Source organism: Microvirga sesbaniae, assembly GCF_025460805.1.
GTDB lineage: Bacteria > Pseudomonadota > Alphaproteobacteria > Rhizobiales > Beijerinckiaceae > Microvirga > Microvirga sesbaniae.
Genome location: NZ_JAMXFJ010000028.1, coordinates 1 through 21,924 on the forward strand (window position 1 = coordinate 1; position 21,924 = coordinate 21,924).

Here is a 21,924-nt window from a genome sequence, read left to right on the forward strand (position 1 = left end):
TCTTCGCCAAGTTCGGCGGCGCCGACGTGGTGGGCGTGTTCCGCGAGCGCGTCGACGCGCAGCCCGGCCAGCAGATCCGCGTCACCCCCGATCCCAGGCTCGTCCACCTCTTCGACGAGCAGACCGGAAATCGCCTCTGAACCATGTCCGCAACAGGCGAGCTCAACTCGCCGAGACTTTCAACCCTCTAAACCGTGGCTCGGGAAGGTCTCTCTTTGGCACGCGCCGGTCGTTTGCTTTGTGGCTGCTTTAGCCTCAGGTCCGGACCTTGCTTCTTAACCGGTAATAAGGCTCTGAGGCGGCTCGTCGGGAAGCCGCCTCAGGCGCTTAGATCTCAACCTGTTCAGCAATCAGAAGGGCATCGTCGACGTGAATCCCAAGATACCGCACCGTACTCTCAAGGCAGAAAATCCGATTCACTTTTCCACACGATGCGCTAGCTGTCGACCAGCACGGTTTTGATGTTGGTGAACTCGCGGATGCCGAAATAGGAGCATTCGCGCCCATAGCCAGACTCCTTCACTCCGCCAAATGGGATCCGTGGGTCGGAACGCACATTGGCGTTCACAAAGCTCATTCCAGCCTCCAGTTCCTCAGACGCAATCCGCTCTCCCCGTTCCAGGTTCTCGGTCAGAACGCCCGAGCCTAAGCCGAAGGGCGACGCATTGGCGATGCGGATCGCCTCCCCCTCATCGGCCGCTTCAATGATCGCTGCCACCGGCCCGAACACCTCCTCGTCATAGGCCGGCATGCCGGGGCGTACATCGGTCAGCACCGTCGCCGGATACCACGCGCCCGGGCGATCTGGGACCTCACCTCCCAGCAGCAGGTGCGCGCCCTTATCGATACTCTTTCGCACCTGATCGTGGATCTCGTCACGAGCCTTTACGCTCTGGAGCGGCCCAAGCTTCGTCGCCTCGTCGCGAGGATCACCCATCGCATAGGACGTCATAGCTTCGACGAAGGCATGTTCGAAGGCCTCGCGCACACCTCTTTGCACAATGAAGCGCTTGCCGGCGATGCAGCTTTGCCCACCGTTGACCATACGGGCCGCGGCACAGACGCGTGCAGCCTTCGCTATATCGGCATCGTCGAGCACAAGATAGGCGTCAGAGCCGCCGAGTTCGAGCACGCTCTTCTTGAGCACCGCGCCGGCAGCGCCCGCCACCTGCCGACCGGCCGCGACGCTGCCGGTGAGCGTCACAGCGGCAATCGTCGGCGCCTCGATGAGGGCGCGCACGTCCCGGCTCGGGATAAGAAGGGTCCGGAAGAGGTGGTCAGGGAAGCCGGCCTCGTGGAACACGCTCTCGATGGCAAAAGCGCAGCCCGGCACGTTGCTCGCATGCTTGAGCACCGCCGCATTGCCGGCCATGAGCGCGGGTGCGGCGAAGCGGAACACTTGCCAGAACGGGAAATTCCACGGCATGACCGCAAGCACCACGCCGATCGGATTATACGTCACGAAGGTTTTGGGCCCGCCGAGGTCCACCGGCTCACGGGCAAGATAACGCTCGGCATTCTCGGCGAAGTGGTCACAGTTGAAGGCGCATTTCTCGATCTCGGCCAAGCCCTCCTTCCGGGTCTTGCCCATCTCGACCGTCATGATCTCGGCGAAGTCAGCCTGCCGGCGCCGCAGCACCGCCGCGGCTGCCCTCATGAGCCCGGCCCGATGGGAGAAGGACGTGCGCCGCCAGTCCCCGAAGGCCTGTCGAGTTTCCTGCGCGATCCCTAGGGCCTCATCCCGCGTGTGTCCCTCATAAGCTCGTCCGTTTCGCCCCGTGGCCGGATCGGTGGTCTCGAAGCGCGGCCTCTCGTCAGGGGCATTGGCCGGCTCGCGGCTCTGGGACTGGTCACGCTCAGGCGCAGGGGTCTGCTCATTCATGACAAGGACCTCCTCAATGCGATCCAGCCTATCGTGCGGACCCGAAGGACTGCGTCAGCGGACCGTCGATCCGGTTCTCCGCACTAGCGCTGCGCAGTTCAAGAACTGGAGCATCGAATGAATCCGGAAAGTGCAAGCCGATCTTCGGGGCCGGACTCCAGAATCTAATTCAAATATCCAGGAAGCAGGATGGTTCCGTTAACAGTTCTTAATCACATGCAGCCCCCATTCTCGAATCATAATTCAGGCTGCGAATTGAATTTTGGGCCGAATACTCGGCGTTCTCGAATCAAGTGTGTAACTTCGAATCACCAGGAACTAAGCATTTACATGCGAATTGACTCGGCCTTTTTGGCTAAATGATTCCAGCTAAAGAAGTTTCCCACCGCTGAATCGATCTATTGTGAATGGATTCTTGACGCGCGACTCCACAGCCAACTCAGAATCGGGCATTCCTCGTTACGTCACGAGTGACATAGGTGGATGTCATGCCTGATCAGAAAGGTATCCAGCGCGTACAGCGCTTTCGCCAATCCCGCCGCGAGCGGGGGGACCGGGAGACGAACGTCTGGATACCGAAGCTCATCAGCGATGAGATCGACGATTTAGTCGAGCGCGGACGCTTCAAAACTCGCCAGGAAGCCATCACCCATGCCCTTGAGACCACCTTTGTTCGGAAGGAGCCAAACACGGTGACGTAACCCAGGCAAAGCAAAAGGCCCACGAAGCTGGAAACTTCGAGGGCCTTTGGAAACCCACCGAGGGGTGGGCATATGGAATGCGTTTGGCGACCATTCTTATGCCATCCCGACAAGCTGAGTGTCAAGAGCATCGGTTTCGGTGAACGCTCCCGCTTTGCCCTCAACATGGAGGGTACGATGCAGCTTGCATCGTCAGGAGGCCGGCGGCTGAGACATGCCACTCTGGCCGCAAGGAAGCTTGCGCTCGAAGCCGAGCGCACGGTGACGCGAAAAGAACTCTCAGCCGCCGCCCGGGACGCGGGCAAGGCGCTCGACCTCAGGCCAGCCCAGCGGGCAGTCCTGTCCGAGCTCGTCGCCTGCTGGGGCGAGCAGGAGTGGGACCGGCTGCTGGTCTGGCCATCGAATGACTACCTCATGAGCCGCACCGGCCTGACCGAGCGGGCGATCCGGCGCATCCTGCGCCAGCTGATCGACCTGCAGCTGCTGGCCCCTAAGGACTCACCCAACGGCAAGCGCTATGCGGTCAAGGACCTAGCAGGGCAGGTGGTCGACGCCTTTGGGTTTGATCTCACCCCGGTCTACGCCAGACGAGGCGACTGGGCGGCGATGCTCATCGAGCAGAAGCAGCTCAGAGAGGTGCAGAAGCGGGCATTCGACGAGGTCACGATCTGCCGGCGGGCTGCGGAAGAAGCCCTGGCGGCCCTGGCGGAGCACTTCCCCGAGCTCGACCGCAGCGCGTTTGAAGGGGAGCTGAAGACCTTGCAGGGCCGCACGCCTGCCCGATCAAAGGTGACGTTGCCGGCCGACCTGCTGGACGGCTGGCAGCTGTTGAGAACGCAGGTTGAGGAGGCCTTCTATGAAGCGGGCAATGCCGGACTCGGAGTCCGTCACTCTAATAACAACAACGGATCTCCTAGTGAACCTTGTAACAAGGGCTTTCCGAAGAAAGCTGAGGCGGTTCGTTCAACCGAACAACCGTCAGAGCACCTATCACCGGAATTGATCCTTGAGGCCTGCCCCACTCTCGAGGACTACGGCCAGCCGGTGCGGGATCTGGCGGATATCGTCTCAGCCGGCCGCTACCTGCGGGCTTCGCTCGGGGCGCATGAGAGCGCCTGGGCCGAGGCGGTGGAGGAGATCGGCACCGTCAGGGCGGCGATCGCCGTGATCTACACCCTGCAGCTCTACGAGGACGATGTGGCCAAGAACGGCGGGGAGAGCCGGATCAAGAACCCGGGCGGCTACTTCCGCGCGCTCGCCCGCATGGTGAAATCCGGCAAGATCGACCTTTCCGTCGAGCTCCTGGCCATGAGGAGGCGACGAATGGCGTAGGATCGCAAGCAATCCTCGAGGCACCATGATCATCGTGTGGGTACTTCACCTATCAGGGAAGCTGGCTCCCGGTTGCGACTGCAGAGCGGCTGGACAAGTCGAGTTCAGCCCGTGATGCCGGCGGCCGTCAGCAAGGTTCGTCATGCATGAGAAAGCGATGGGGGAGGGTAGAGCCCCTGTGAGATAAGACGAACTTTCGTATGCCGTGAAGAGGGGGCCCAGCCAGGTACATCACTGCTGTGAATCGTTGCGGCGCAATGGATTCATAGCTTTGATTGGACCTCGCCTCAGGTCTTGCGCAACATGGAGGCATGTCCGACGACACAATCCAGTACCTGGTGCTCGACAGGTGTGATCCCACCTGCAACATGGCTCGGTACTATGTATTGTCGATCGAGACCAGCTTGTTCGGTGATACCTCCCTGATCCGTGTATGGGGCCGCATCGGCCGGCCTGGTCAGACGCGGATTGAGCTTTACGAAACCCAATCGAAGGCTGTGGAAGCTCTTGAGACTTGGCTCAAGCGGAAGTGCCGACGTGGCTACGCGCTCAGAGATGGGTAAGAGGATCGCCGTGACAGATGCGGGGAGGGCACGATCTTATCCGCTGAAGTCGAAGGTGCGGAGGCTGACCAATAGTGCCGTGGCTATGTTGAGTCTGTTCGCTTGCCCAGTTCCTCAGATTTCTAATTCTTCGTTGAGCGGGTGGAGGTCGCGGACCACGTGGTGGAGGCGGGAGGTGTCGATGCCGTCATGCCGAGCAGCTCCTGCAGGTCCGTGCCGGTACACGCATGATCAGACGAGAGGCGTGACCAATCCTCACGTTAATCTCCTAGGCCGCGTCGTGAAACCCGCATGATGCAAATCGTGAATTCTCTTGCTCCTGAGAGAACAAGCCGGTGGACAAGCCGACTACCGTGATGTCGGGGGTTCGTGAACGTCCAAGGGCTGCCGGACCTCAGATTGCCTAACCGACCGCAGGCCGGAGGCCGAAGTGGCCCTGCGGCTGGCTGCGTTCATCCTGTCGCTTCCCAATTCGGGAGCGATCGCTAGCGTCGCGATCGATGGGCCCAGAAGTCCAGAGTATCCGCTCCTCACCACACCGTTTGGGTAGGCGCTCCTATTCGACGTGTCCGACATCGTGATCGCAGTCGTTCCGGACACGCCAGCCTTCCGTAGGCTCGCAGGGGTATGGCGGAAGCGTCCGCTGGTCCGGCGGGCCGGGATCCGGATCGTCCTTGTCTCTCGCCACAGTGTGGTCTCCGGCCTGGACCTCTGACCAGGATAGGAGCGTCCCACGAGGTGCATGAGACCACCGCCCTAGGGCCAGCTTGGCTTCGGAAACTGTCAGCTTCTGCCAGACGTTACTCATGGCTGAGAGCCGCTACCCGTCAGAACTGCGAATGGACCGAGAACCAGCCTCATCGCCGCCTTCAGAGATGGCGGCACCGGCCTCCAAGGGCCTGGATGCACCCGCCGTCGCCAGACTGCTGGTCGAGATCGGGCAGCGGCTCGTGCTCGCGGGTGAGAACTCGTACAAGGCACGCTCCTACACCCGAGCGGCCGAGAGCCTCCTGCTGCTCAGTGAGCCCCTCGAGGAGATCATTGCGGCAGGGCGGCTCCAAGAGATCCCAGGCGTGGGCTCCGCCCTCTCAGAGACGATCCAGCGATTGCACCGGGACAGCACCACGCCGCGCCTGGAGGCCTTGCGGACCGAGGTGCCAGCGGGCGTGCTGGAGCTGCTGGCGATCCCGGGTCTGCGCCCGCAAAAAGTCCTCGACCTCTACCGCAAGCTCGGGATCACAAGCGTCGATGAGCTTGAAGCGGCTGGCTGGCAGGGCCGACTGAAGGCGACGAAGGGCTTCGGTCCTGCCTTTCAGGACAAGGTCCTCGCAAGCATCGAGTTCATGCGGCGTTCGCACGGGCAACGGCTCATCCATCGCGCCGGCGAGCACCTCAGCACCCTGGAAGCAAACCTCCGGCGGTCGCATCCCGAGCTCACCCGCATCGTTCCCGCCGGCGACTTCCGGCGTGGCTCCGAGCTGGTGTTGGATCTCGCTCTTGTGGCCGAGAACCCGGCTCACGAAGGGATTGAGGTGATTGATCTCTCTGAGGGGGCCAAGGTGTGGCTGGCGGACCGGCGGCACTATGGGGTTGCCCTGGTTCTGGCGACAGGCTCATCCAAGCACATTGACGAGCTCCGATCTGTTGCCGAGGGCCGCGGCTTGCGGCTCGATGAGCGAGGGCTGTACCGCGGCCAGCACCTCGTCGACTGTGTGGACGAGGAGGACGTCTATGCCGCGCTGGATCTCCCCTTCATCGAGCCCGAACTGCGGGAGGGCAGGGGAGAGATCGCCCTCGCCGTGGCGCGACGATTGCCCCAACTCGTGGCCGACCAGGACATTCGCGGTCTTCTGCACTGCCACACTGACTTCTCGGACGGCAGCAACACGCTGGAGGAAATGGCCGAGGCAACGCGGGCCAGAGGCTATGAATACTTCGGGGTTGCGGATCATTCGAAGACGGCCAGCTATGCCGGCGGGCTCTCAATCGAGAGGGTCGCGATCCAGCACGAACTCACGGACGAGTTGAACTCCCGCTATCAAGGCCGCTTCCGGATCCTGAAGGGCATCGAGTCCGACATCCTCGAAGACGGCTCGCTCGACTATCCGGACGAGGTCCTGGCTCGTTTCGACTTCGTCGTGGCAAGTGTGCACAGCCGCTTCAGGCTCGATGCCAAGACCCAAACCGAGCGCATCATTCGGGCGGCATCCAACCCGTTCACGACCATCCTCGGCCACATGACGGGTCGGCTGCTCCGCCGCCGGGAAGGCTATCAGATTGACATCGAGCAGGTCCTGGAGGCGTGCGCAAATCACGGGGTAGCTGTTGAGATCAACGCTCATCCTTCCCGTCTGGATCTGGATTGGCGCTGGCACCAGCGAGCGCTCGAACTCGGGTGCATGTTCAGCATCAACCCGGACGCGCACAGTGTTGACGAGCTTGATCTCACCGCCTGGGGGGTGTTGATGGCCCGCAAGGGAGGCATTCCACCGGACCGAGTGCTGAATTGCCTGGGGCGTGATGAGCTCGTGGGATATCTCACCAGGCGGGCTGTGCCACTTCGGCGAGAGTAGGCTGAGTTCGAGCGCAGGGTTGCTCCCGCGTACGGGTGATCTAAGGCACCTGATGCAGTTCGCTTCCGTGCAGAAGCCGGCGGGCAATGTCAGCGGTCTGAAAGGCCGCCCGCTCGGTTGGCGAATGCGCCGCCAAGTAGCGGCCGACCCCGATCAGGATGTGCCCGCCTTGGCGGGTATCGGCCCATGTCCCAAACTGGCGCACCCCGGCTTCCAGCATCTGGCAGACATGAAACCCCGCATCCTCCCGAAGGAGCGCGTGCGCCAGCGTCGTTACCAGTTCATCGGGCGGGTGCCCCAGAGCAAGATGCCGTGCCACGAGGGATCCCACTGGATCCACCTGCCGCTGCCGGTCGAAGGCATCGAGCAATGCCGTGCGGATCTCCTGGGAGAATTGCGGGAGGTCACTCAGTCGAGGGTCGCTCTCATCCAGCAGCCGTGCGGGTGGCACGTTCAGGTAACGGGATAGATAGACCGCCATGGCGCCGTGGAGAATGCCTCGGGTGGCCTCAGCCGCATCGTTCGGCACCGTGTCGCCCGCCGTGATCCGCTTCAGGGACTGGTGAACGGCATTGCTGTAAGTGAAGACGTGATGGGCCGTCTCCCAGTCGGGGTGTTCGTTGGCTGTCCCGAACTGCGCTACCCGGAGCGCCGCCGCATAGGCCAGGGAATGCGACAGGTCCAAAGGAGAGGCTCCAGCCCGGATGGCCGTCTTGAGAGCCTTCAGAATTGCGTTAGGGTCGTCGCCGAGGAGGGCCTCGGCCAAGGCGGCATGCTCTGACCAGGGCTCCCCGCCGTCCACACCCACAGGCAGGTCCCGGATCTCCTGGGTAGCCTGCTCGCAGAGAGCAACCAGGTCGATCGGGTGACGCCAGGCCGTTGCTTCCTCGGCTCCGTGCGCCGAGACCAGCTGACCGACCACGCTCGGCAGGACCACGGCCGCGTGCTCCCATCCGATCAGGTCCAGGCATTCGAAAGCCTTGTTGATGAAGTCGAGCAGATGCCCGCCATCGGCATAGACGCGATCCATCGCGGCCGAGACCAGCAGGTTGGCCAGGTTCGCGGGCGACACCCCGGCGGCAATTGCCGTGAGCAGGGTGCGCTCCGCCGCCTCCCGGTGCCGGACCTTGGTCCAGTGCCGCAGCCACCGCTTGAGCACAGCCGGATCAGGCCGACTGGCGAGGGGAGCTCGATCCCGCCGCGGCGGCTGGCCCGCACAGTCCGCGGCGACCCGGCGGGCGCCATGAAACAGGGCCAGGTAGGCTTCCTCCTCCGGCAGCACCGGCAGCAGATTGCCAAAGGCTGTGAGCATGGTCAGGCCGACGCCCCAGCCGTCCCGGTTCTGGAGCCCGAAGAGCGCCACCTGCCGGATGATCTCGGAAGCTGGCACGCCAGCCGCGAGTTGGCCCCGCACGGCCTTGGCGATGACCAAGTCGAGATTGTGGGCCAAGCCCTCCTGCAACCGGCGCCGCCAATGTCCGGCGGGGTCGGCGTGGCCGAAGACAGCCCTTACCCACACTTCGCCGGGCTCGCGGACCTCGACCGGGCAGGTCGGCACATCGTCGGCCCAGAGGTCGAACGTGCAGCCGCTCGCCAGATCGAACCGGGCGTGATGCCAGTGACAGGTCAGGATCCCATCCGCGATGCTGCCACGCTCCAGCGGGAAACCCATGTGCGGGCATCGGTTGTCGAGCGCGAAGACCTGTCCTTGATCGTAGACGAGAAGGATCGGCGGATGCCGGCCGTGCACGACGAGCCGACCCTTGTCCTTCAGCTCGTCGAGGCTGCAGGCCCGCACAAACTCCGAGGTCAGCGTATCCATTGCGGCCTCCGTTCATCAGCCGCTCGCTTTGTGGGGCTTGGTGAGCTCCCACTGCGGACTATACCAGACCAGCAGCATCTTCGTTAGGCGGGCCGTCAGGACCATCAGGCACCGCCGTACTCAGGCGGGCGAGCCCACCACCTGGTGATCCAATGCTCACCAAGCCGAATAGACGGTCGGCTCGGTTCACGGTCGGACCGGGGTCCGTTACATACCTGTGCTGAACTGTTTTTCCGATCTCCGGAAGCATGGCACGCCACTGGGCCTGACGGCATACTGGGGCCACACAGGCGTGTCAGACTTACAGGATCATGGGCAACCGCCGGACCATGTTAGATCCCGATCACGATCATTCCAGCGCCGACCCGATCTCAGGCTCCGGTGAACCATCCCGCGGGCCGGAGCCGCAGCGCCGGATCGTGCATGTGGATCTTGATGCCTTCTACGCCAGCGTGGAGCAGCGGGACAATCCGGAGCTGCGGGGCAAGCCGGTCGCCGTCGGCGGCTCCCGCGAGAGGGGCGTGGTGGCCGCTGCCAGTTACGAGGCCCGGCGCTTCGGCGTGCATTCAGCTATGCCCTCAGTCACGGCCCGCCGGAAGTGCCCCGATTTGATCTTCGTGAAGCCACGGTTCGATGTCTACCGTGAGGTCTCGCGCCAGATCCGGGAGATCTTTTACGGGTACACCCCGCTGGTTGAGCCGCTGTCGCTCGACGAGGCTTACCTTGATGTAACCGAGAACCTGAAGGGCATTCCTTATGCCACTCAGGTGGCCCGGGAGATCCGGGCTAGGATCTGGCAGGAGACGCAGCTGACGTCCTCGGCCGGGATTAGCTTCAACAAGTTCCTGGCCAAGATGGCGTCCGACCAAAACAAGCCGAACGGTCAGTTCGTGATCACGCCGGAGATGGGGCCAGCCTTCGTCGAGAGCCTTCCGGTCGGCAAGTTTCATGGCATCGGTCCGGCCACAGCCAGGAAGATGAATGAGCTCGGGATCTTCACCGGCCTGGATCTGAAGGCCCAGTCGCTGAGCTTCCTGCAGGAGCGCTTCGGCAAGGCTGGAACCCACTATTACTGGATCGCCCGAGCCGTCGACCATCGCCCTGTCAAGCCCGACCGCATCCGAAAGTCAGTCGGTGCTGAGAACACCTTCGAGAAGGACCTGCTGGGCGTCGACGAGATGCAGGCAGCGCTCCAGCCGGTCATCGACAAGGTCTGGCGATACTGCGATCAGACAGGCGTTCGGGGCCGAACGGTGACGCTTAAGGTGAAGTTTTCCGACTTTCAGCAGATCACTCGCAGCCGTACGCTGACGGGCTTCATCGAAAGCCGATCAAGTCTTGAGCAAACCAGCGTCGATCTTCTGAAGATGTTGTTTCCTTTGGACAAGAGCGTCCGCCTGCTGGGCGTGTCCCTGTCAACTCTGAACACGGACGACGAGACCGAAAGCCCGCAGCTATCCTTCGAGCTGTAAACGATCTCCAGCAGAAACTCACTCGGAACCCTGGCTCACTGCGATTGTTTGTTCCTGACTATGGTCAAGGTACAACCCAAGCTCAGGCGGGTCGCCGGAATACGCCAAGCCGCGCTCCCCAAACACATCCCCGTGGACTTGGCCGTGCTCGAAAAGCAGGCGCCGGACGGAGACGACTGGCTGCACGAGATCAAGTTCGACGGATACCGCATGCTGGCCCGGATTGAGAACGGGCGAGCCCGGCTGGTGACCCGCAACGACCAGGATTGGACGGCTCGCTTTCCCGAGCTGACAGAAGCCTTCGCATCCTTCGATCGGTCCGGAACCGTCTTCGATGGGGAGATCGTCAGGCTCAAGCAGGACGGCATCAGCTCGTTTGCAGCCCTGCAGGAGGCGCTCTCGAACGAAGAGACGGCAGACTTGGTCTACTACGCCTTCGATCTCCTGTTCCTCGACGGCGTCGATCTCCGCGGATCGGCGCTGGAGAGCCGAAAGCAGCTTCTCGCTAAGGCCCTAGGCGATGCTCCCGCCAACATACGTTTGAGCGAGCACCGGGTCGGCGGCGGAAAGGGCTTCTTCTCACAAGCCTGTGGCCTGAAGCTTGAAGGGATCATCTCGAAGCGGCGTCATTCCCTCTATTCCGGGACCCGGAACCCCGACTGGATCAAGGTGAAGTGCCTCAACACCGAAGAGTTCGTCATCATCGGCTACACCGAGCCGCAGCGATCGCGGGTCGGGTTCGGCGCTCTCCTCGTCGGCTATTACACGCCCTCCGGAGAGCTGAAATACGCCGGCAAGGTTGGAACGGGATACTCGCGCGAGTTCCTGGAAGCCTTTCAATCAAAGCTGCAGCGGATCGAGCAAGAGAAGCCGACAGCTGTCCTGCCGAAGGGAACCTACATGCGGGCGCGGGTGCATTGGGTCAAGCCGCGTTACTTGGCACAGGTCGAATTCACGGAGTGGACGCGAGACAACATTTTACGCCATCCGAGCTTCCTTGGCCTGCGCGAAGACAAGCATCCGCGTGAGATCATAGTTGATCGCCGGCGAGTGGAGCCGGTGAAGGCGGGCCGGCGCTCTTGAGATTCAATGTTCAGAAAGGGCGACGAGCAGATTTCTGATAGGTATCCTTTGCGAATGCCTCATGGCAGGAGCAGCACTGTGTTTGCTTGGATTCATGCCGAGGTTGGTAACAACGGCGTCCTAGAATACATCGTGCAAAGACCGAGATGACAATCCGCAGGAGCCCTCAGATCGGGACCAACTCCAGAGGGGAGCTTCGTATGCCCATGATGCTCCAGACCTTGGCGAGCGATCGGTAATTGACCTTGCGCGACAAGATCCTGTGAACTCATTCCAGCATGGATGTTGAGGAGGCCGCCTTCTGGTGATTTCAATGTCAGGCGGCAAACCTTTTGCCCATCAGGTGGCCGCGAGATTTAACCTTATTGGGAGGTTCTCACCCGTGGCAAAAACTGCAACCAAGACCACAACGAAGAAGGCGCCGGCCCGCAAAGCGGCCGCATCGAAGACAGTATCGGCCAAAGCGCCAGAAACTGCTAGCGCAGCAGCCAAGAAGCCAACGAAGGTGGCGGCACCGAATGTGGCCAGCAAAGCAGCCCCAAAGGCAGCGAAGAAGTCTATCAGCAAGTCGGCCAACCCGATCCTGACCCTGCGCCACATTGCCGAGCAGCTGTCGGAATCACATGAACTGCCTAAGCGCCTAGCCAACGAGATGCTGACCCAGGTGGTCGAGATGATCGCCAAGAGCCTGAAGAAGGGCGACAAGATCCGCCTGACCGGTCTCGGTATTCTGCAGGTACGCAAGCGTGCCGCCCGTACAGGCCGCAATCCGCAGACCGGCGAGCCGATCAAGATCAAGGCGTCAAAGAAGATCGCCTTCCGGCCCGCTAAGGAGCTAAAGGAAGCAGTCTGACCGAAACCTGAAGGGCCAAGAGCACGCCCCGCCAAGTTCCTGGCGGGGCGAGTCTGCAGTCGTATGGTAGGTCTAATGATCTTCACGGAGAGCGTGTAACATAGGATGGCAGGTGCAGTTAAAGAATTGAAGGAGCGAGCCGAAATAACCGGACGGCGCCGAGCCTTGGAAGGGGGTTGTGCAGTGTCATGGGGATGTCGCCGCCATCAATCGCGCGCCCCTGCGGTCAGGCCCCGAGTAGCCTTCGCGCCAACACCGACTGCATGTCGCGTCGGCCATCTGCGATCAGGTAGATGATGACCTGTTCACCTGTTATGCGGTAGATCGCACGGTACGGTTTGAACAAAGCCTGCCGATACTCTTTGATGCCCAATGCGACCAATTCTTTCGGATAACTCCCGCGCTCTGGAAAGTGTGACAAGTTCTCCACCATCGCCATCAGCTGATCTAATACGTGGTTGGCGCTAGCGACGGTGTCATACTCCGCGATGTAGTCGTAAATCGACTCCAAGTCCTGTTCAGCGCCCTCGGTGAGCAGGACATTGTACCCCGCGGGCGGTTTTGCCATCAGGCTCTTGCCCGTTTGGCACGCAAGCGAGCGACGATCTCAGCTGCCGGCTTGGTCTTGCCTGCGGCCACGTCCTGGTTGCCCAGAGCCAGGATTTTCAGAAGCGCCAGTGTTTCCTGGGTTTCCTCAAACGAGGCAACGTCCTGCAGGACGGCTTTAGCTTCGCCGTTCTGTGTGATGACCAGCGGCTCCCGCCGTTCGGCTAGGTTGGTCAAAACCTCGGCGGCGTTGGCTTTGAGGTAGCTGATAGGCTTGACTTGAGATGAGTAGCGCAATGGTGTGCCCCCGGCAATTAGATAAGACCGAATATAGACTTTTAAAGGTCTTATAGCAAGCAGCGTTGAGCCAATCTCCCTTGCCATCTTGCGTCGGTCCGGCGGAGATCGCCCGGCACGGCGCGAGCTTGCTCGCCTGCAACGCCGACCTGAACCGGTCGACAGCTCTTTTCCGGCACGCACGCTACTTCGTTACAGAGCTTTCGTAAAGATCATTAGAACATCCCGATACCCATTCCTGTCGCGAGTGCAGCCCCGAGTTCTTCGCAGCGCTTCAGATCGTCTGCACTGATGATCTTAGAGGCTAGGATTGCCTCCGGCGTCTGCGCATGGGTGCAGACGATCAGTGGATCAGCTATGGCCTTGAGCCGCCAGCCGGTTGCAATGCGCTCAACCTGACGGGCTGCGTTGTGACCGTCACTGCCGGCGCAGATCAGCGTCGCGTAGGGACGCCCGCTGATCCGGTCAAGCGCCGGATAGTAGGTCCGGTCGAAGAAGTCCTTCATCAGCCCGGCAATCGCTGCCAAATTCTCGGGAGTGCCGAAGATATAGCCGTCCGCCTCGAGGAGATCTGCCGCGTGGGCCACCGGTGCCGGAAGCAGGTGAACGCGAACAGTCGGCTCCGAAGCTGCCCCACGGGCAGCCGCCTCGACCATCTGACGGGTGCCACCGGTCATCGAATGATACACGATCAGCAAAGTCTTGGTCGTGCCTGGGTGCGATAGGTCGTCCATTGGCTGAAATCCCAGACCCGACAGGTCACATCCGTACGATCTACCAAGTTCCAGCTGCTTGCGAAATCGACCACCGATCCATCAGGTATCAATATTTGCATTCAGGGGGTGGAGGTCTCGGACCATGTGGTGGAGGCGGGAGGTGTCGAGGTGAGTGTAGATCTGGGTGGTCTCGATGCCGGCATGTCCCAGCAGCTCCTGCAGCACGCGCAGGTCGGTGCCGCCGGCATGCATGTGGGTGGCGAAGGCATGGCGCAGCACGTGCGGGGAGACCCGCTCGGGGCTCGACAGCCCTGCCGCCAGCGCCGCCTCCTTGATCTCCAGCAGGGCCGCCTGGCGCGTGAGCGCCTTGGCCCCGTGGCGCACCGGGTGGAACAGCCAGGGGGAGGGCGCTCCGCCGGCATAGGCCGCAGCCAGCCGCTGCCAGAGGGCGATGGCCTCAATCGCCCGTTCGTGCAGCGGCACGAGGCGCTGCTTGTCGCCCTTGCCGCGCACCAGCAGCATGCGGGTGTCCGCGGGCGCGGCATCGGCGGGCAGGGCCAGGGCTTCGCTGATGCGCATGCCCGAGGCATAGAGCGTCTCGAACAGGGCCGCCCGCCGGGCATAGCCGGCCTGCCGGTAGAGCCCCACCGAGGGATCGGCGGCGAGCCGGTGGGCGGTCTCCAGGAGGGCTTCGGTCTCGGCGATGGAGAGGACGAACGGCAGCTTGCGCGACCGCTTCATGGCAGTGAGATGGGCGGTGGGATCGCGCGAGCCGAGGTCTTCGGCGATCAGGAACTTGTGCAAGCCGCGCGCCACGGTGATCCTGCGGGCGATGGTCGAGCCGGCGTAGCCGCGCCCATCGAGACCGGCGATGTAGTCCCGGATCTGCTCCAGGCCGACCTCGTCCAGGCCGAGGTGGTTTTCCTCCAGCCAGGTGAGGTAACAGTTCAGATCATCGGTGTAGGTGGCGATGGTGCCCGCCGAGGCCCCGAGCTCGGTGGCCAGGGCGTCGAGCCAGAGCTGGGCCAGCCGCTGGTTGGTGCGGATAGGATCCTCCTGCGGGAGCACCCTGCCACGGCACCGGTTACCGACTTCTTGTCAAAACTCCGAAGAACCCGCCCGCCACGATTTAAATTCCCGGCAGAGCTCTTCCAACCCGACTGGTTTCATACTCTCAGGGTCTTGAGCTTGTTTCGGCGGTTCGGGTCTAGCTTCAGCGGGAGTACCGTCACAATCATCTGTTCGCGTGGCTGGTAGACGATCCTTACCTTCGAGGATGCTGAGAGATTGCGGCGTGTCAGCTTGGCGATGACCATGACCCTAGGGTAGGGGTCCCAATACGGGCTCGCAAAGGCAGCCCGATACTTGAGCTCGATTCGATCGACGAGGTCGATCAGAGAGGCAGGGTCATAATCGTCGAGATTGTAGCGCTCGCGGAAGCGCCGGAGTGCATGGATCGTCCAGTGGCGTTCAATCGCCGCCATGATGGCTTGATCAGGCTCGGTGGAGGTCATGACCGTTCGACAGAGAACCTCGTACCCATGATCAGGATTATGTTTCACGTCAGCGCGATTGCAATCGCAATCTCCGACAGAATTGGCCGTCATCAGCCGTGATGCTAGACTCTGTCTGTGGTTGGGAAGGCGCTCGCCGAACGAACTCATGACGACCGAGGCGGGCCAGTTCCTGCCCTGAAACTTCTTCGCGGGAGAGAGCACATGCCACCCATTGAAACGGATCCAGACTTCAAACCCTACACAACGGCAAACGCCGACGACTGCATCGATCAGGCGATCACCCGGCTTGAGGACCAAATCGAGCAGCTCAGGTCCGTCAAAGGATCTGGGCCGGCGATTGCCGCGGTCATTGGAAAAGCACGGGAGGTTTATGGCGATGAAGGCCCGCTGTGGCTCCTTGAGTATAATCAGGTCCTGCAGACGACCCCTTTGGATCTCGTACTCCAGGGTAAGGCTGAGCGTGTCCTCACGCTGCTGGGCCAGATCAAGTATGGAGTGTACGTATGAGCGCGGAGGAATGACTATCGCGAAGTGTACTGAAATCCGCTGGCGGACGGCCCGTGAGCAGCCGGAAAGTCATTGGAGGCGCCCGTGGCATCGACATTGTTCGCGAACCTGAGATATCAACGAGGAGGCGTCCGGACATGACCGATTCAATGATCGCCGAGCTGATAGCGGCGGGTGAGGTGCGGAAAGCCGAGCTGGTCGAGTTGGCTGGCGGGCTCTACATGCCCTCGTATGTCGCCGCGATCCTCAACATACCCCAACAATTAGTCGAGGAGCGGCGCAAGGCGGGGGAGCTGATCGCTGTCGAGGCACAAGAAGGCTACCGCTATCCAGCCTGTCAGTTCACGCCAGACGGGATCGTGGCGGGGCTCTCCGAGGTCTTGGCCGTGATGCCAATCCGGCATGACTGGATGCAGCTTGAATGGCTCCTGGTCCCGGATGAGGCGCTGGAAGGGCTTTCCCCGCTCGAGGCTCTCAGAGCAGGGCGCCTTGAGGACGTGCTCAACATCGCTCGGGACCATGAACGACAGGATCCGCGACGGGTTCTGTCAACAGAGGAGCCACCCGACGACATCACGGCCCTCCTTGCAGACGATCTTGCCGATCTTGACCATGAGATTCCTCGGAAAGGGGAACACGGTCCTAGACCTTCGGATCGGCCGCTTAGCGATCCCGGGAAGGGTGTCCTCGTCATGAAGGGATCCGGCCTCGGGCCCCTGGTCAGCCTGGAAGAGGGTAAAGCGCTGCTGGACGAAATCATAGTCGATGACGACTCGACAGACTGGGCAGCATCCGGACTCCTGGCTGCTGACCGCACGGTGGAGAAGCTTGGTATCTCCGCCGCGACGCTCGAAAGTTGGCGAGAGAGCGGCAAGGTCATTGCCTTCTGCAAAGAAGCCCAAGGATTTGTCTATCCGGCGCGGCAGTTTGAGCACTCCCGACCGATCGGAGGACTCGATCAGGTTGGCGGGTACTTCCCGGCCCCTGAGGAAGCGTGGGAGTGGCTGGTGACGCCCAATCCGTACACCGAGAGCACGGCGCCGATCGACCGGCTGCGATCAGGGCATATCGAAGAGGTCGTTCGGGCTGCGTAAGGTGCGCTTGACTTCCAGTGAGGATACGAACGCAAGCCGAGACGACACGACTGTCTCGGATCCCGAAACCCTGGGTGGCATGCCGGTCACCAAAGGCACACGGGTCTTAGCCTATGACTTGGCGGCGTCCGTCAAGGCAGGTATCCCGCGGGATCGTATATTAGCAGTCTATCCCACCATCAAAGAGCACCATCTGGATCTGGCTGTCGCTTACGTTGACGCTAATCCATCGCCGCGGCAGACCCGTCATAGGCTTCCTTCATGGCCGGGAGCAACTTTGGTAAAGTCGGGGCGGATACCGCGGAGGAAGAGATGATGGCCGAGCCCCAGGATCTTGAGTACGCAGGACCTGACTGGTCCGAGCAGCTCAGGTGTGCAATCCGGGAGGCCATTGCCGAGGCTGTCGCGGAGCATCAGAGAAAAGGGAATCCTGTGTACTTCGCAGACGATGCGGGTTGCTTGTGTGTGATGATGCCCAACGGACATGAGCGCCGGCTGACCGATGACGAGATCGAGGCTTTCACGCGATAACCGTTTGCCTAGGACCACTTACGCATCAGGGAAGCCGAAAGGATTGTTGCAACTTCGGCCATATTGAATGCGAGGGGCTACGCTCTCAGCCATCGGCGGACTTCTTGTCAAAAGGGGCGTTATCAGATTCCCAGTTTTTAGCAGGGCGATGTAGGCGGTCATCAGGACCTGCAGATCATTGACATCCAACTCTTGGCGGGCAAGGCAATCGAGGCCCTGACAAGCTTACTTCACTGCCAGTCGTGTCGTGGTTCCTAAGAGCGGAACACATCAACCGTGAGCCATTCGCTAGCTTATGTTCTGTGATCGGCGAGGCGAGGGCGATCATCTTATCATCGATGGACTGGCATGCCCCGACCAAGAGACGTCTCAGACGGGGAGCCTCAGATGCCGGTTGCATCATTACATTCACAACATGGGCTGATACGCCACTCGCCCGATAGTGGGATGACGAGCGGGCAAGGTCAGCAATCAGGAACCGTCCGAATTGTTTCAGCCAAGCGGAGCATCAACACTGGCGCGGATGGTTCCTATGGGAGGAGGGGAGCGGCGACCCAGGAGGCCTTGGTTCCAAGAGCTGACGAACGGGACGATGTCCGGATGGGTGAGAGCCAATGCTCAAAATTCCCGAAAGTGGACAGTGTTCGCTTTGCTGAACCCTTCCTTGCCGTTCCCAGCAAGAGACATTTGAGACGTCAGATGGGTGAGGGTGGGACCAAGAAAATCCCAAGAAGGACATTCCAGGCTGCTGTGCCGTGAACCGGCGCAGCATGCGGCCGTCCGACCTCATTGCATGAGCCCGGGTGTTAGCAGCTGAAAGAGCACGGGCTCACCTCCGATCAACCCATCTACGAAATGAGACCTATGACGACTGATGTGAATACCACCCAAGCGATCCTGGAGGAGTTTCGGGTCAAGGCCAAGGAGGACATCTTTGGGCAAGATGCTGCCATCGATGCCCTCGCGGCCGAACTTGCCCTCTGCTTTGCAAACCGCTCCGACGATCGTCCTCTGGGCGTCTTCGTGCTGGCTGGCCCTGATGCCAATGACACCAAAGCCGGCATCTTCCATCCCTTTACAGCGGCCTTGGGGGCCGCAGGACACTTCTACGATTTGTCTCCGCCGTGGGGCGGCGAGGACGCCATAATCCTCGGGCTGAATCGGGGCTTTCCTCAGAGTATGTCGTTGCCGCAGTTCCTGCGGGGCAACCCGAAATCGGTGATCGTTCTCAATGCCATTGAACGGGCGCATCCGACCATCGTCAGTCGCCTCATGTCAGCCTGGACCGCCAATGTCCTGCAGGACCCCTCAGGGAGGGAGGTCTCGACGCGCGAGGCTGTCTTCATCCTCAAGACCGAGCTGGCAGAGGGCGAGATTGGTGAACTTGCCCGCCAGGAGAGCGATCCCGACCGACTCCATGTGTCAGCCGTCAAGCTGCTGGCCGATGCCGGGTTTCCGATCCCTGTACTCAGAAGCGTCGACGCCGTGATCTGCCTGAAGAGGCTGACGACGGGCGAGCTGACGCGGCATCACTGCCAGGGACTTGAGGACCAAGTCCACGCACATGGTTTGGTGCTTGAGGAGGGCGGTCTGGATGCACGCCTTGTGACCTACGGCCTGCATCCCGTACTCGGTGCCTATGCAAACGGCGTTCAGGCCTTGCTTGATCGCCTCGACGTGGACCTTGCCCTCGCGAAGGACAAGGGCGCTGAGAAGGTTCGGCTTGTTCTTGGAGAGGAGAGCATTCTGGTTCTCCCAATCGATCGTGCGCTTGAGGAGGACGCAGCCTCAAAGTCGGGTACCGACGATCAGGAGGTCCGGGGCAATGAGTAGTCAGGATCTCGAGACCTCGGCGCGGCTCGAGGCCCATGCGCTGCTCGACCGTCTGACGATAGATGGAGCGACTTTTTCCCGTGAGGATGCAAGGCGGCTGATCGCCCTGATCCCGGTCACGCCCCGGCGGCGGTTCTCCTTCACCGGTCTGTTCCAGGGTCGCGGGCTTGGCTTTCGCGGGCGGGCTGCCGGGGTCGGCGATGTCGAACTCGATGGAGAAAGCAAGGAAAGGCGGGTATCCTGGAACACCCCGATGTCTTACAGGATCGGGGGTTACGTGGTTACGCATACGCCTGGGCAGATCCTCATCGATTTGATGTGGATTGCGACGCGGGAAGACTTGTCCGGGCAGAGCTGTCAGCTCGTCTACGATACTGAGACCGGCGAGCCACGAGCCATGGAGATCTCGGTTCAGCGGACGCTGACGTTGTTGGTCATCCGCTTGGCATACATTTCCTACGTGCCTTGGAAGACGCCGGAGGTCGGACGCACAAGGGACGGCTGATCTATAGTCGGTTGCAGACTTGCGGATGGTTCCAGTGGGGTGGGATCTGGCGTTCAGCATAACGACGGCTGGTACTCTCCGAACCCGGAGCGTGACGCCGCCTATACCGGCCTCGTCTTCGCCTCTCCCTATAAGGGCGAGTCCCTGACCCGGTACTCCTGGGCACTGTCCATGTCCGGCCCAGCCCTGCAGCACCCGGCGTTCAAGCGCCTGGCGCACCTTGCCGACGTGATCCGCAACGGCGGCATCAAGGAGGCCGTGGCCCAGTATCAGCCCCGCGAGTGGGACGCCGATCTGGTCCGCCTCATGGAGACGATGGATTGGACCTTCGACGAAGCCGATCGGCCGAAGAGCGAGTCCTACGACCAGCGCCGGGAAATCAGCTGTCGCCTCCATGCCCTGCCGCTGGAAGTCGCGATCGCGTTCCTGCACGTGCCAGCGCACATGTGGCAGTACGCCTACCGCCTCCTCCATAACCACCCGGAGGCGCTGAAGGCCGCGGCGTAAGGTCCGCCCCTGCCATTCAGAGAAGGCTATAGAACCTAAGGTCGCAGACTCGGCGAGGCTCTCATCCGAACAGAAACACCAAAAGGCGGCACGTCATACGACGGCCGCCTTTCTTTATGGGCATCCCCTCAAATCCTATGGAGGGAAGGGCACGAACCGAAGGCGCTCAGGAAAGTTCTTCGGTTCACCCGCCCAGGACCGGACGTCCGGAACAACGTTCGGGTCCTGTTCGGCCCAAAGGGCGAGATCGATCCGCGAGAAGCCCTTCGGCCATTCCATTGCGTCGACGATCTCACGCCAGACGAGATGCTCGCTGTCTTCCAGGTTGCCGAGAGCGATATAATCGAAATGGGCAACCCACATCCGGGCCAGATCGTCGCTCATCTCACCCTTTGCAGCGCGCTCGCTAAACTGCTCGGCGTCGGTGACGCGGGCATCGATCACACGCCAAACCGCGACGCGATCGCGTTCACGCTGAATCTCTCGCTCAAGGCGAAATTTTTTTGCCCGATAAACACCGGCAACAGAACGATAGATCCGGAGATCGTTCTCGAAACGCTCCTGTCTATCTTCCTCGTTCTCCTCATCGTGGTAGGAGGCTGCCAAGATCCATTTCGTCATATCCTCGTCAGCCATTTCCTCACTTGGACTCGTCGAAAGTCCGAAATATGGAAACAGCGAAAGAACAGCGGCGTCAACTTTGGACCGATCCATGGCATCCGAGAAGTCATAACGACGGGTGAATTTCGTCCGACGGACGCTTGGATCCGGCACTTCCTCGCCCGGCTCGTTCTCGGCATCGAGACGCGCCTGCAACAGAGCAGCCCGCTCGGCCAACTCCGCCTCATACTCAGGATCGTTCTCGACCACGGTGATCTGCACCGTCCGGGTCTCGACCGGCTTGATCTCGAACGCCGTCTCCGTCGTCTCGATCTGAATGGTGTCCACACCGAGGCCAGCAGCCAGAGTCGACTCCAGCAGAGCGGCCGCAACCTTCGGCGCAGCCTTAGGAGCCGGAGTCGGCACACGCGCCGGCGCCGCCGTCACGGGAGAAACCGTGCCGGACGTCGTACGCGAGGAGGCGCGGCTTGCCTTGCGCCCACCAGAAGCGCGCGCGGGTGGCTGCCCCTGTGCTGCCAGCTTCACCTTCGCCCGAGACCGACGGGGGGCGCGCTGGCCTGGGGGGTGTTTGCGCGGCCGGCCCCGACCACGTTTGACGGGAGCTTCCTCGAATGTGTTGGCAAGGCCCATGGCAGCCAGATCCGCCTCACGGCTGCGGATGTAGCGGCCGTGAGGGGTCAGGTAGTCGATCCTCTTGATCTCCAACTCGGCCCGCCGCAGTTCTTCCTTCGCTTTGTCGATTGCCGCCTGATAGCTGCGCTCGATCTCCTCGATGGCGGCCTTGCAGTTCTTGATAACCGTCGTCTCAAAACGATGCTGTCGGTCCGTGGGACGCTCCTTACCCCATATATACTTTACCATCAGCCCCCACCCGATTCATGCTCCTGCGGAGCAAAGGTGCCCTGTGGGCACGTGACATTTTAGTCCCTCATATTATACCGTACCGGCAAATTCCGCGTCAATTTTTGC

General features: G+C 61.4%; 22 protein-coding genes. 14 read left to right on the forward strand and 8 right to left on the reverse strand.

The window, feature by feature from the left end:
* Positions 1 to 436: 436 nt before the first annotated feature.
* Positions 437 to 1,882, reverse strand: coding sequence for an NAD-dependent succinate-semialdehyde dehydrogenase (locus OCW50_RS25385; protein ID WP_262299457.1), 1,446 nt, complete (start codon positions 1,880 to 1,882; stop codon positions 437 to 439).
* 488 nt (positions 1,883 to 2,370) lie between these two features.
* Here OCW50_RS25385 and OCW50_RS25390 point away from each other — a divergent pair, with 488 nt between their 5' ends.
* The 4 genes from OCW50_RS25390 (at position 2,371) to OCW50_RS25405 (ending at position 7,051) form a co-directional block, all read left to right on the forward strand.
* A complete protein-coding gene (locus OCW50_RS25390) occupies positions 2,371 to 2,583 on the forward strand; it encodes a ribbon-helix-helix domain-containing protein (protein ID WP_247654099.1) in 213 nt (70 codons plus the stop codon).
* A gap of 177 nt (positions 2,584 to 2,760) precedes the next feature.
* Positions 2,761 to 3,915, forward strand: coding sequence for a plasmid replication protein RepC (repC, locus tag OCW50_RS25395; protein ID WP_262299458.1), 1,155 nt, complete (start codon positions 2,761 to 2,763; stop codon positions 3,913 to 3,915).
* A 311-nt stretch (positions 3,916 to 4,226) separates the two neighbouring features.
* Complete coding sequence (locus tag OCW50_RS25400; RefSeq protein WP_262299459.1) at positions 4,227 to 4,478, forward strand: WGR domain-containing protein; 252 nt, start codon at positions 4,227 to 4,229, stop codon at positions 4,476 to 4,478.
* Between the two features lie 839 nt (positions 4,479 to 5,317).
* Positions 5,318 to 7,051: a DNA polymerase/3'-5' exonuclease PolX gene (locus OCW50_RS25405; protein ID WP_262299460.1), complete on the forward strand. Its 1,734-nt coding sequence runs from the start codon at positions 5,318 to 5,320 to the stop codon at positions 7,049 to 7,051.
* Between the two features lie 40 nt (positions 7,052 to 7,091).
* Here the strand turns inward: OCW50_RS25405 and OCW50_RS25410 are convergent, their stop codons facing one another.
* Positions 7,092 to 8,873 carry a Rieske (2Fe-2S) protein gene (locus tag OCW50_RS25410; RefSeq protein WP_262299461.1) on the reverse strand — a complete coding sequence of 594 codons (1,782 nt, stop codon included), beginning with the start codon at positions 8,871 to 8,873 and terminating at the stop codon, positions 7,092 to 7,094.
* Between the two features lie 368 nt (positions 8,874 to 9,241).
* Between OCW50_RS25410 and dinB the strand changes: the two genes are divergently transcribed.
* From dinB to OCW50_RS25425, 3 genes are all read left to right on the forward strand, one after another.
* Complete coding sequence (dinB, locus tag OCW50_RS25415) at positions 9,242 to 10,345, forward strand: DNA polymerase IV (RefSeq protein WP_373371511.1); 1,104 nt, start codon at positions 9,242 to 9,244, stop codon at positions 10,343 to 10,345.
* A gap of 144 nt (positions 10,346 to 10,489) precedes the next feature.
* Complete coding sequence (gene ligD, locus OCW50_RS25420) at positions 10,490 to 11,428, forward strand: non-homologous end-joining DNA ligase (protein ID WP_262299463.1); 939 nt, start codon at positions 10,490 to 10,492, stop codon at positions 11,426 to 11,428.
* Positions 11,429 to 11,948: 520 nt separating this feature from the next.
* On the forward strand, positions 11,949 to 12,281 hold the full coding sequence (locus OCW50_RS25425) for an HU family DNA-binding protein (RefSeq protein ID WP_315974478.1): 333 nt from the start codon (positions 11,949 to 11,951) through the stop codon (positions 12,279 to 12,281).
* 226 nt (positions 12,282 to 12,507) lie between these two features.
* Here the strand turns inward: OCW50_RS25425 and OCW50_RS25430 are convergent, their stop codons facing one another.
* From OCW50_RS25430 to OCW50_RS25450, 5 genes are all read right to left on the reverse strand, one after another.
* Positions 12,508 to 12,849, reverse strand: coding sequence for a type II toxin-antitoxin system RelE/ParE family toxin (locus tag OCW50_RS25430; RefSeq protein ID WP_262299464.1), 342 nt, complete (start codon positions 12,847 to 12,849; stop codon positions 12,508 to 12,510).
* Entirely contained in the window at positions 12,849 to 13,124 is a 276-nt protein-coding gene (locus OCW50_RS25435; protein WP_262299500.1) for a type II toxin-antitoxin system Phd/YefM family antitoxin, read from the reverse strand. The genes OCW50_RS25430 and OCW50_RS25435 overlap by 1 nt, the downstream gene beginning before the upstream one ends.
* 215 nt (positions 13,125 to 13,339) lie before the next feature.
* Positions 13,340 to 13,858 (reverse strand): flavodoxin family protein, encoded by a 519-nt coding sequence (locus OCW50_RS25440; protein WP_262299465.1) that lies wholly within the window; start codon positions 13,856 to 13,858, stop codon positions 13,340 to 13,342.
* 81 nt (positions 13,859 to 13,939) lie between these two features.
* Positions 13,940 to 14,908, reverse strand: a complete 969-nt coding sequence (locus tag OCW50_RS25445; RefSeq protein ID WP_262299466.1) for a tyrosine recombinase — start codon at positions 14,906 to 14,908, stop codon at positions 13,940 to 13,942.
* A 98-nt stretch (positions 14,909 to 15,006) separates the two neighbouring features.
* Positions 15,007 to 15,354 carry a hypothetical protein gene (locus OCW50_RS25450; RefSeq protein ID WP_262299467.1) on the reverse strand — a complete coding sequence of 116 codons (348 nt, stop codon included), beginning with the start codon at positions 15,352 to 15,354 and terminating at the stop codon, positions 15,007 to 15,009.
* A 204-nt stretch (positions 15,355 to 15,558) separates the two neighbouring features.
* Between OCW50_RS25450 and OCW50_RS25455 the strand changes: the two genes are divergently transcribed.
* The 7 genes from OCW50_RS25455 (at position 15,559) to OCW50_RS25480 (ending at position 20,334) form a co-directional block, all read left to right on the forward strand.
* The gene (locus OCW50_RS25455; RefSeq protein ID WP_262299468.1) at positions 15,559 to 15,864 is read left to right on the forward strand and encodes a hypothetical protein; all 306 of its coding nucleotides are present in this window, start codon (positions 15,559 to 15,561) and stop codon (positions 15,862 to 15,864) included.
* 137 nt (positions 15,865 to 16,001) lie between these two features.
* Positions 16,002 to 16,958 carry an antitoxin Xre/MbcA/ParS-like domain-containing protein gene (locus OCW50_RS25460; RefSeq protein ID WP_262299469.1) on the forward strand — a complete coding sequence of 319 codons (957 nt, stop codon included), beginning with the start codon at positions 16,002 to 16,004 and terminating at the stop codon, positions 16,956 to 16,958.
* 1 nt (position 16,959) lies between these two features.
* Positions 16,960 to 17,274, forward strand: a complete 315-nt coding sequence (locus OCW50_RS33465) for a DUF433 domain-containing protein (protein WP_373371509.1) — start codon at positions 16,960 to 16,962, stop codon at positions 17,272 to 17,274.
* Positions 17,274 to 17,489, forward strand: coding sequence for a phage tail protein (locus OCW50_RS25465; protein ID WP_262299470.1), 216 nt, complete (start codon positions 17,274 to 17,276; stop codon positions 17,487 to 17,489). Before OCW50_RS33465 ends, OCW50_RS25465 begins: the two co-directional genes overlap by 1 nt.
* Before the next feature lie 864 nt (positions 17,490 to 18,353).
* Positions 18,354 to 19,322 (forward strand): P-loop NTPase family protein, encoded by a 969-nt coding sequence (locus tag OCW50_RS25470; protein WP_262299471.1) that lies wholly within the window; start codon positions 18,354 to 18,356, stop codon positions 19,320 to 19,322.
* Positions 19,315 to 19,827 (forward strand): hypothetical protein, encoded by a 513-nt coding sequence (locus tag OCW50_RS25475; RefSeq protein ID WP_262299472.1) that lies wholly within the window; start codon positions 19,315 to 19,317, stop codon positions 19,825 to 19,827. The genes OCW50_RS25470 and OCW50_RS25475 overlap by 8 nt, the downstream gene beginning before the upstream one ends.
* Before the next feature lie 39 nt (positions 19,828 to 19,866).
* Positions 19,867 to 20,334, forward strand: coding sequence for a hypothetical protein (locus OCW50_RS25480; RefSeq protein ID WP_262299473.1), 468 nt, complete (start codon positions 19,867 to 19,869; stop codon positions 20,332 to 20,334).
* A gap of 135 nt (positions 20,335 to 20,469) precedes the next feature.
* Here OCW50_RS25480 and OCW50_RS25485 read toward each other — a convergent pair whose 3' ends face one another.
* Complete coding sequence (locus OCW50_RS25485) at positions 20,470 to 21,816, reverse strand: hypothetical protein (RefSeq protein ID WP_262299474.1); 1,347 nt, start codon at positions 21,814 to 21,816, stop codon at positions 20,470 to 20,472.
* Between the last annotated feature and the right edge of the window lie 108 nt (positions 21,817 to 21,924).

Bases quoted from the DNA above. Each gene is read 5' to 3' on its own strand.
- OCW50_RS25385 (WP_262299457.1), bottom strand. From the start codon at position 1,882: ATGAATGAGCAGACCCCTGCGCCTGAGCGTGACCAGTCCCAGAGCCGC.
- OCW50_RS25410 (WP_262299461.1), bottom strand. From the start codon at position 8,873: ATGGATACGCTGACCTCGGAGTTTGTGCGGGCCTGCAGCCTCGACGAG.
- OCW50_RS25460 (WP_262299469.1), top strand. From the start codon at position 16,002: ATGACCGATTCAATGATCGCCGAGCTGATAGCGGCGGGTGAGGTGCGG.
- OCW50_RS25390 (WP_247654099.1), top strand. From the start codon at position 2,371: ATGCCTGATCAGAAAGGTATCCAGCGCGTACAGCGCTTTCGCCAATCC.
- OCW50_RS25465 (WP_262299470.1), top strand. From the start codon at position 17,274: ATGGCCGAGCCCCAGGATCTTGAGTACGCAGGACCTGACTGGTCCGAG.
- OCW50_RS25405 (WP_262299460.1), top strand. From the start codon at position 5,318: ATGGACCGAGAACCAGCCTCATCGCCGCCTTCAGAGATGGCGGCACCG.
- OCW50_RS25400 (WP_262299459.1), top strand. From the start codon at position 4,227: ATGTCCGACGACACAATCCAGTACCTGGTGCTCGACAGGTGTGATCCC.
- OCW50_RS25485 (WP_262299474.1), bottom strand. From the start codon at position 21,816: ATGGTAAAGTATATATGGGGTAAGGAGCGTCCCACGGACCGACAGCAT.
- OCW50_RS25455 (WP_262299468.1), top strand. From the start codon at position 15,559: ATGCCACCCATTGAAACGGATCCAGACTTCAAACCCTACACAACGGCA.
- OCW50_RS25470 (WP_262299471.1), top strand. From the start codon at position 18,354: ATGACGACTGATGTGAATACCACCCAAGCGATCCTGGAGGAGTTTCGG.
- OCW50_RS25450 (WP_262299467.1), bottom strand. From the start codon at position 15,354: ATGACCTCCACCGAGCCTGATCAAGCCATCATGGCGGCGATTGAACGC.
- repC (WP_262299458.1), top strand. From the start codon at position 2,761: ATGCAGCTTGCATCGTCAGGAGGCCGGCGGCTGAGACATGCCACTCTG.
- OCW50_RS25440 (WP_262299465.1), bottom strand. From the start codon at position 13,858: ATGGACGACCTATCGCACCCAGGCACGACCAAGACTTTGCTGATCGTG.
- OCW50_RS25475 (WP_262299472.1), top strand. From the start codon at position 19,315: ATGAGTAGTCAGGATCTCGAGACCTCGGCGCGGCTCGAGGCCCATGCG.
- OCW50_RS25430 (WP_262299464.1), bottom strand. From the start codon at position 12,849: ATGGCAAAACCGCCCGCGGGGTACAATGTCCTGCTCACCGAGGGCGCT.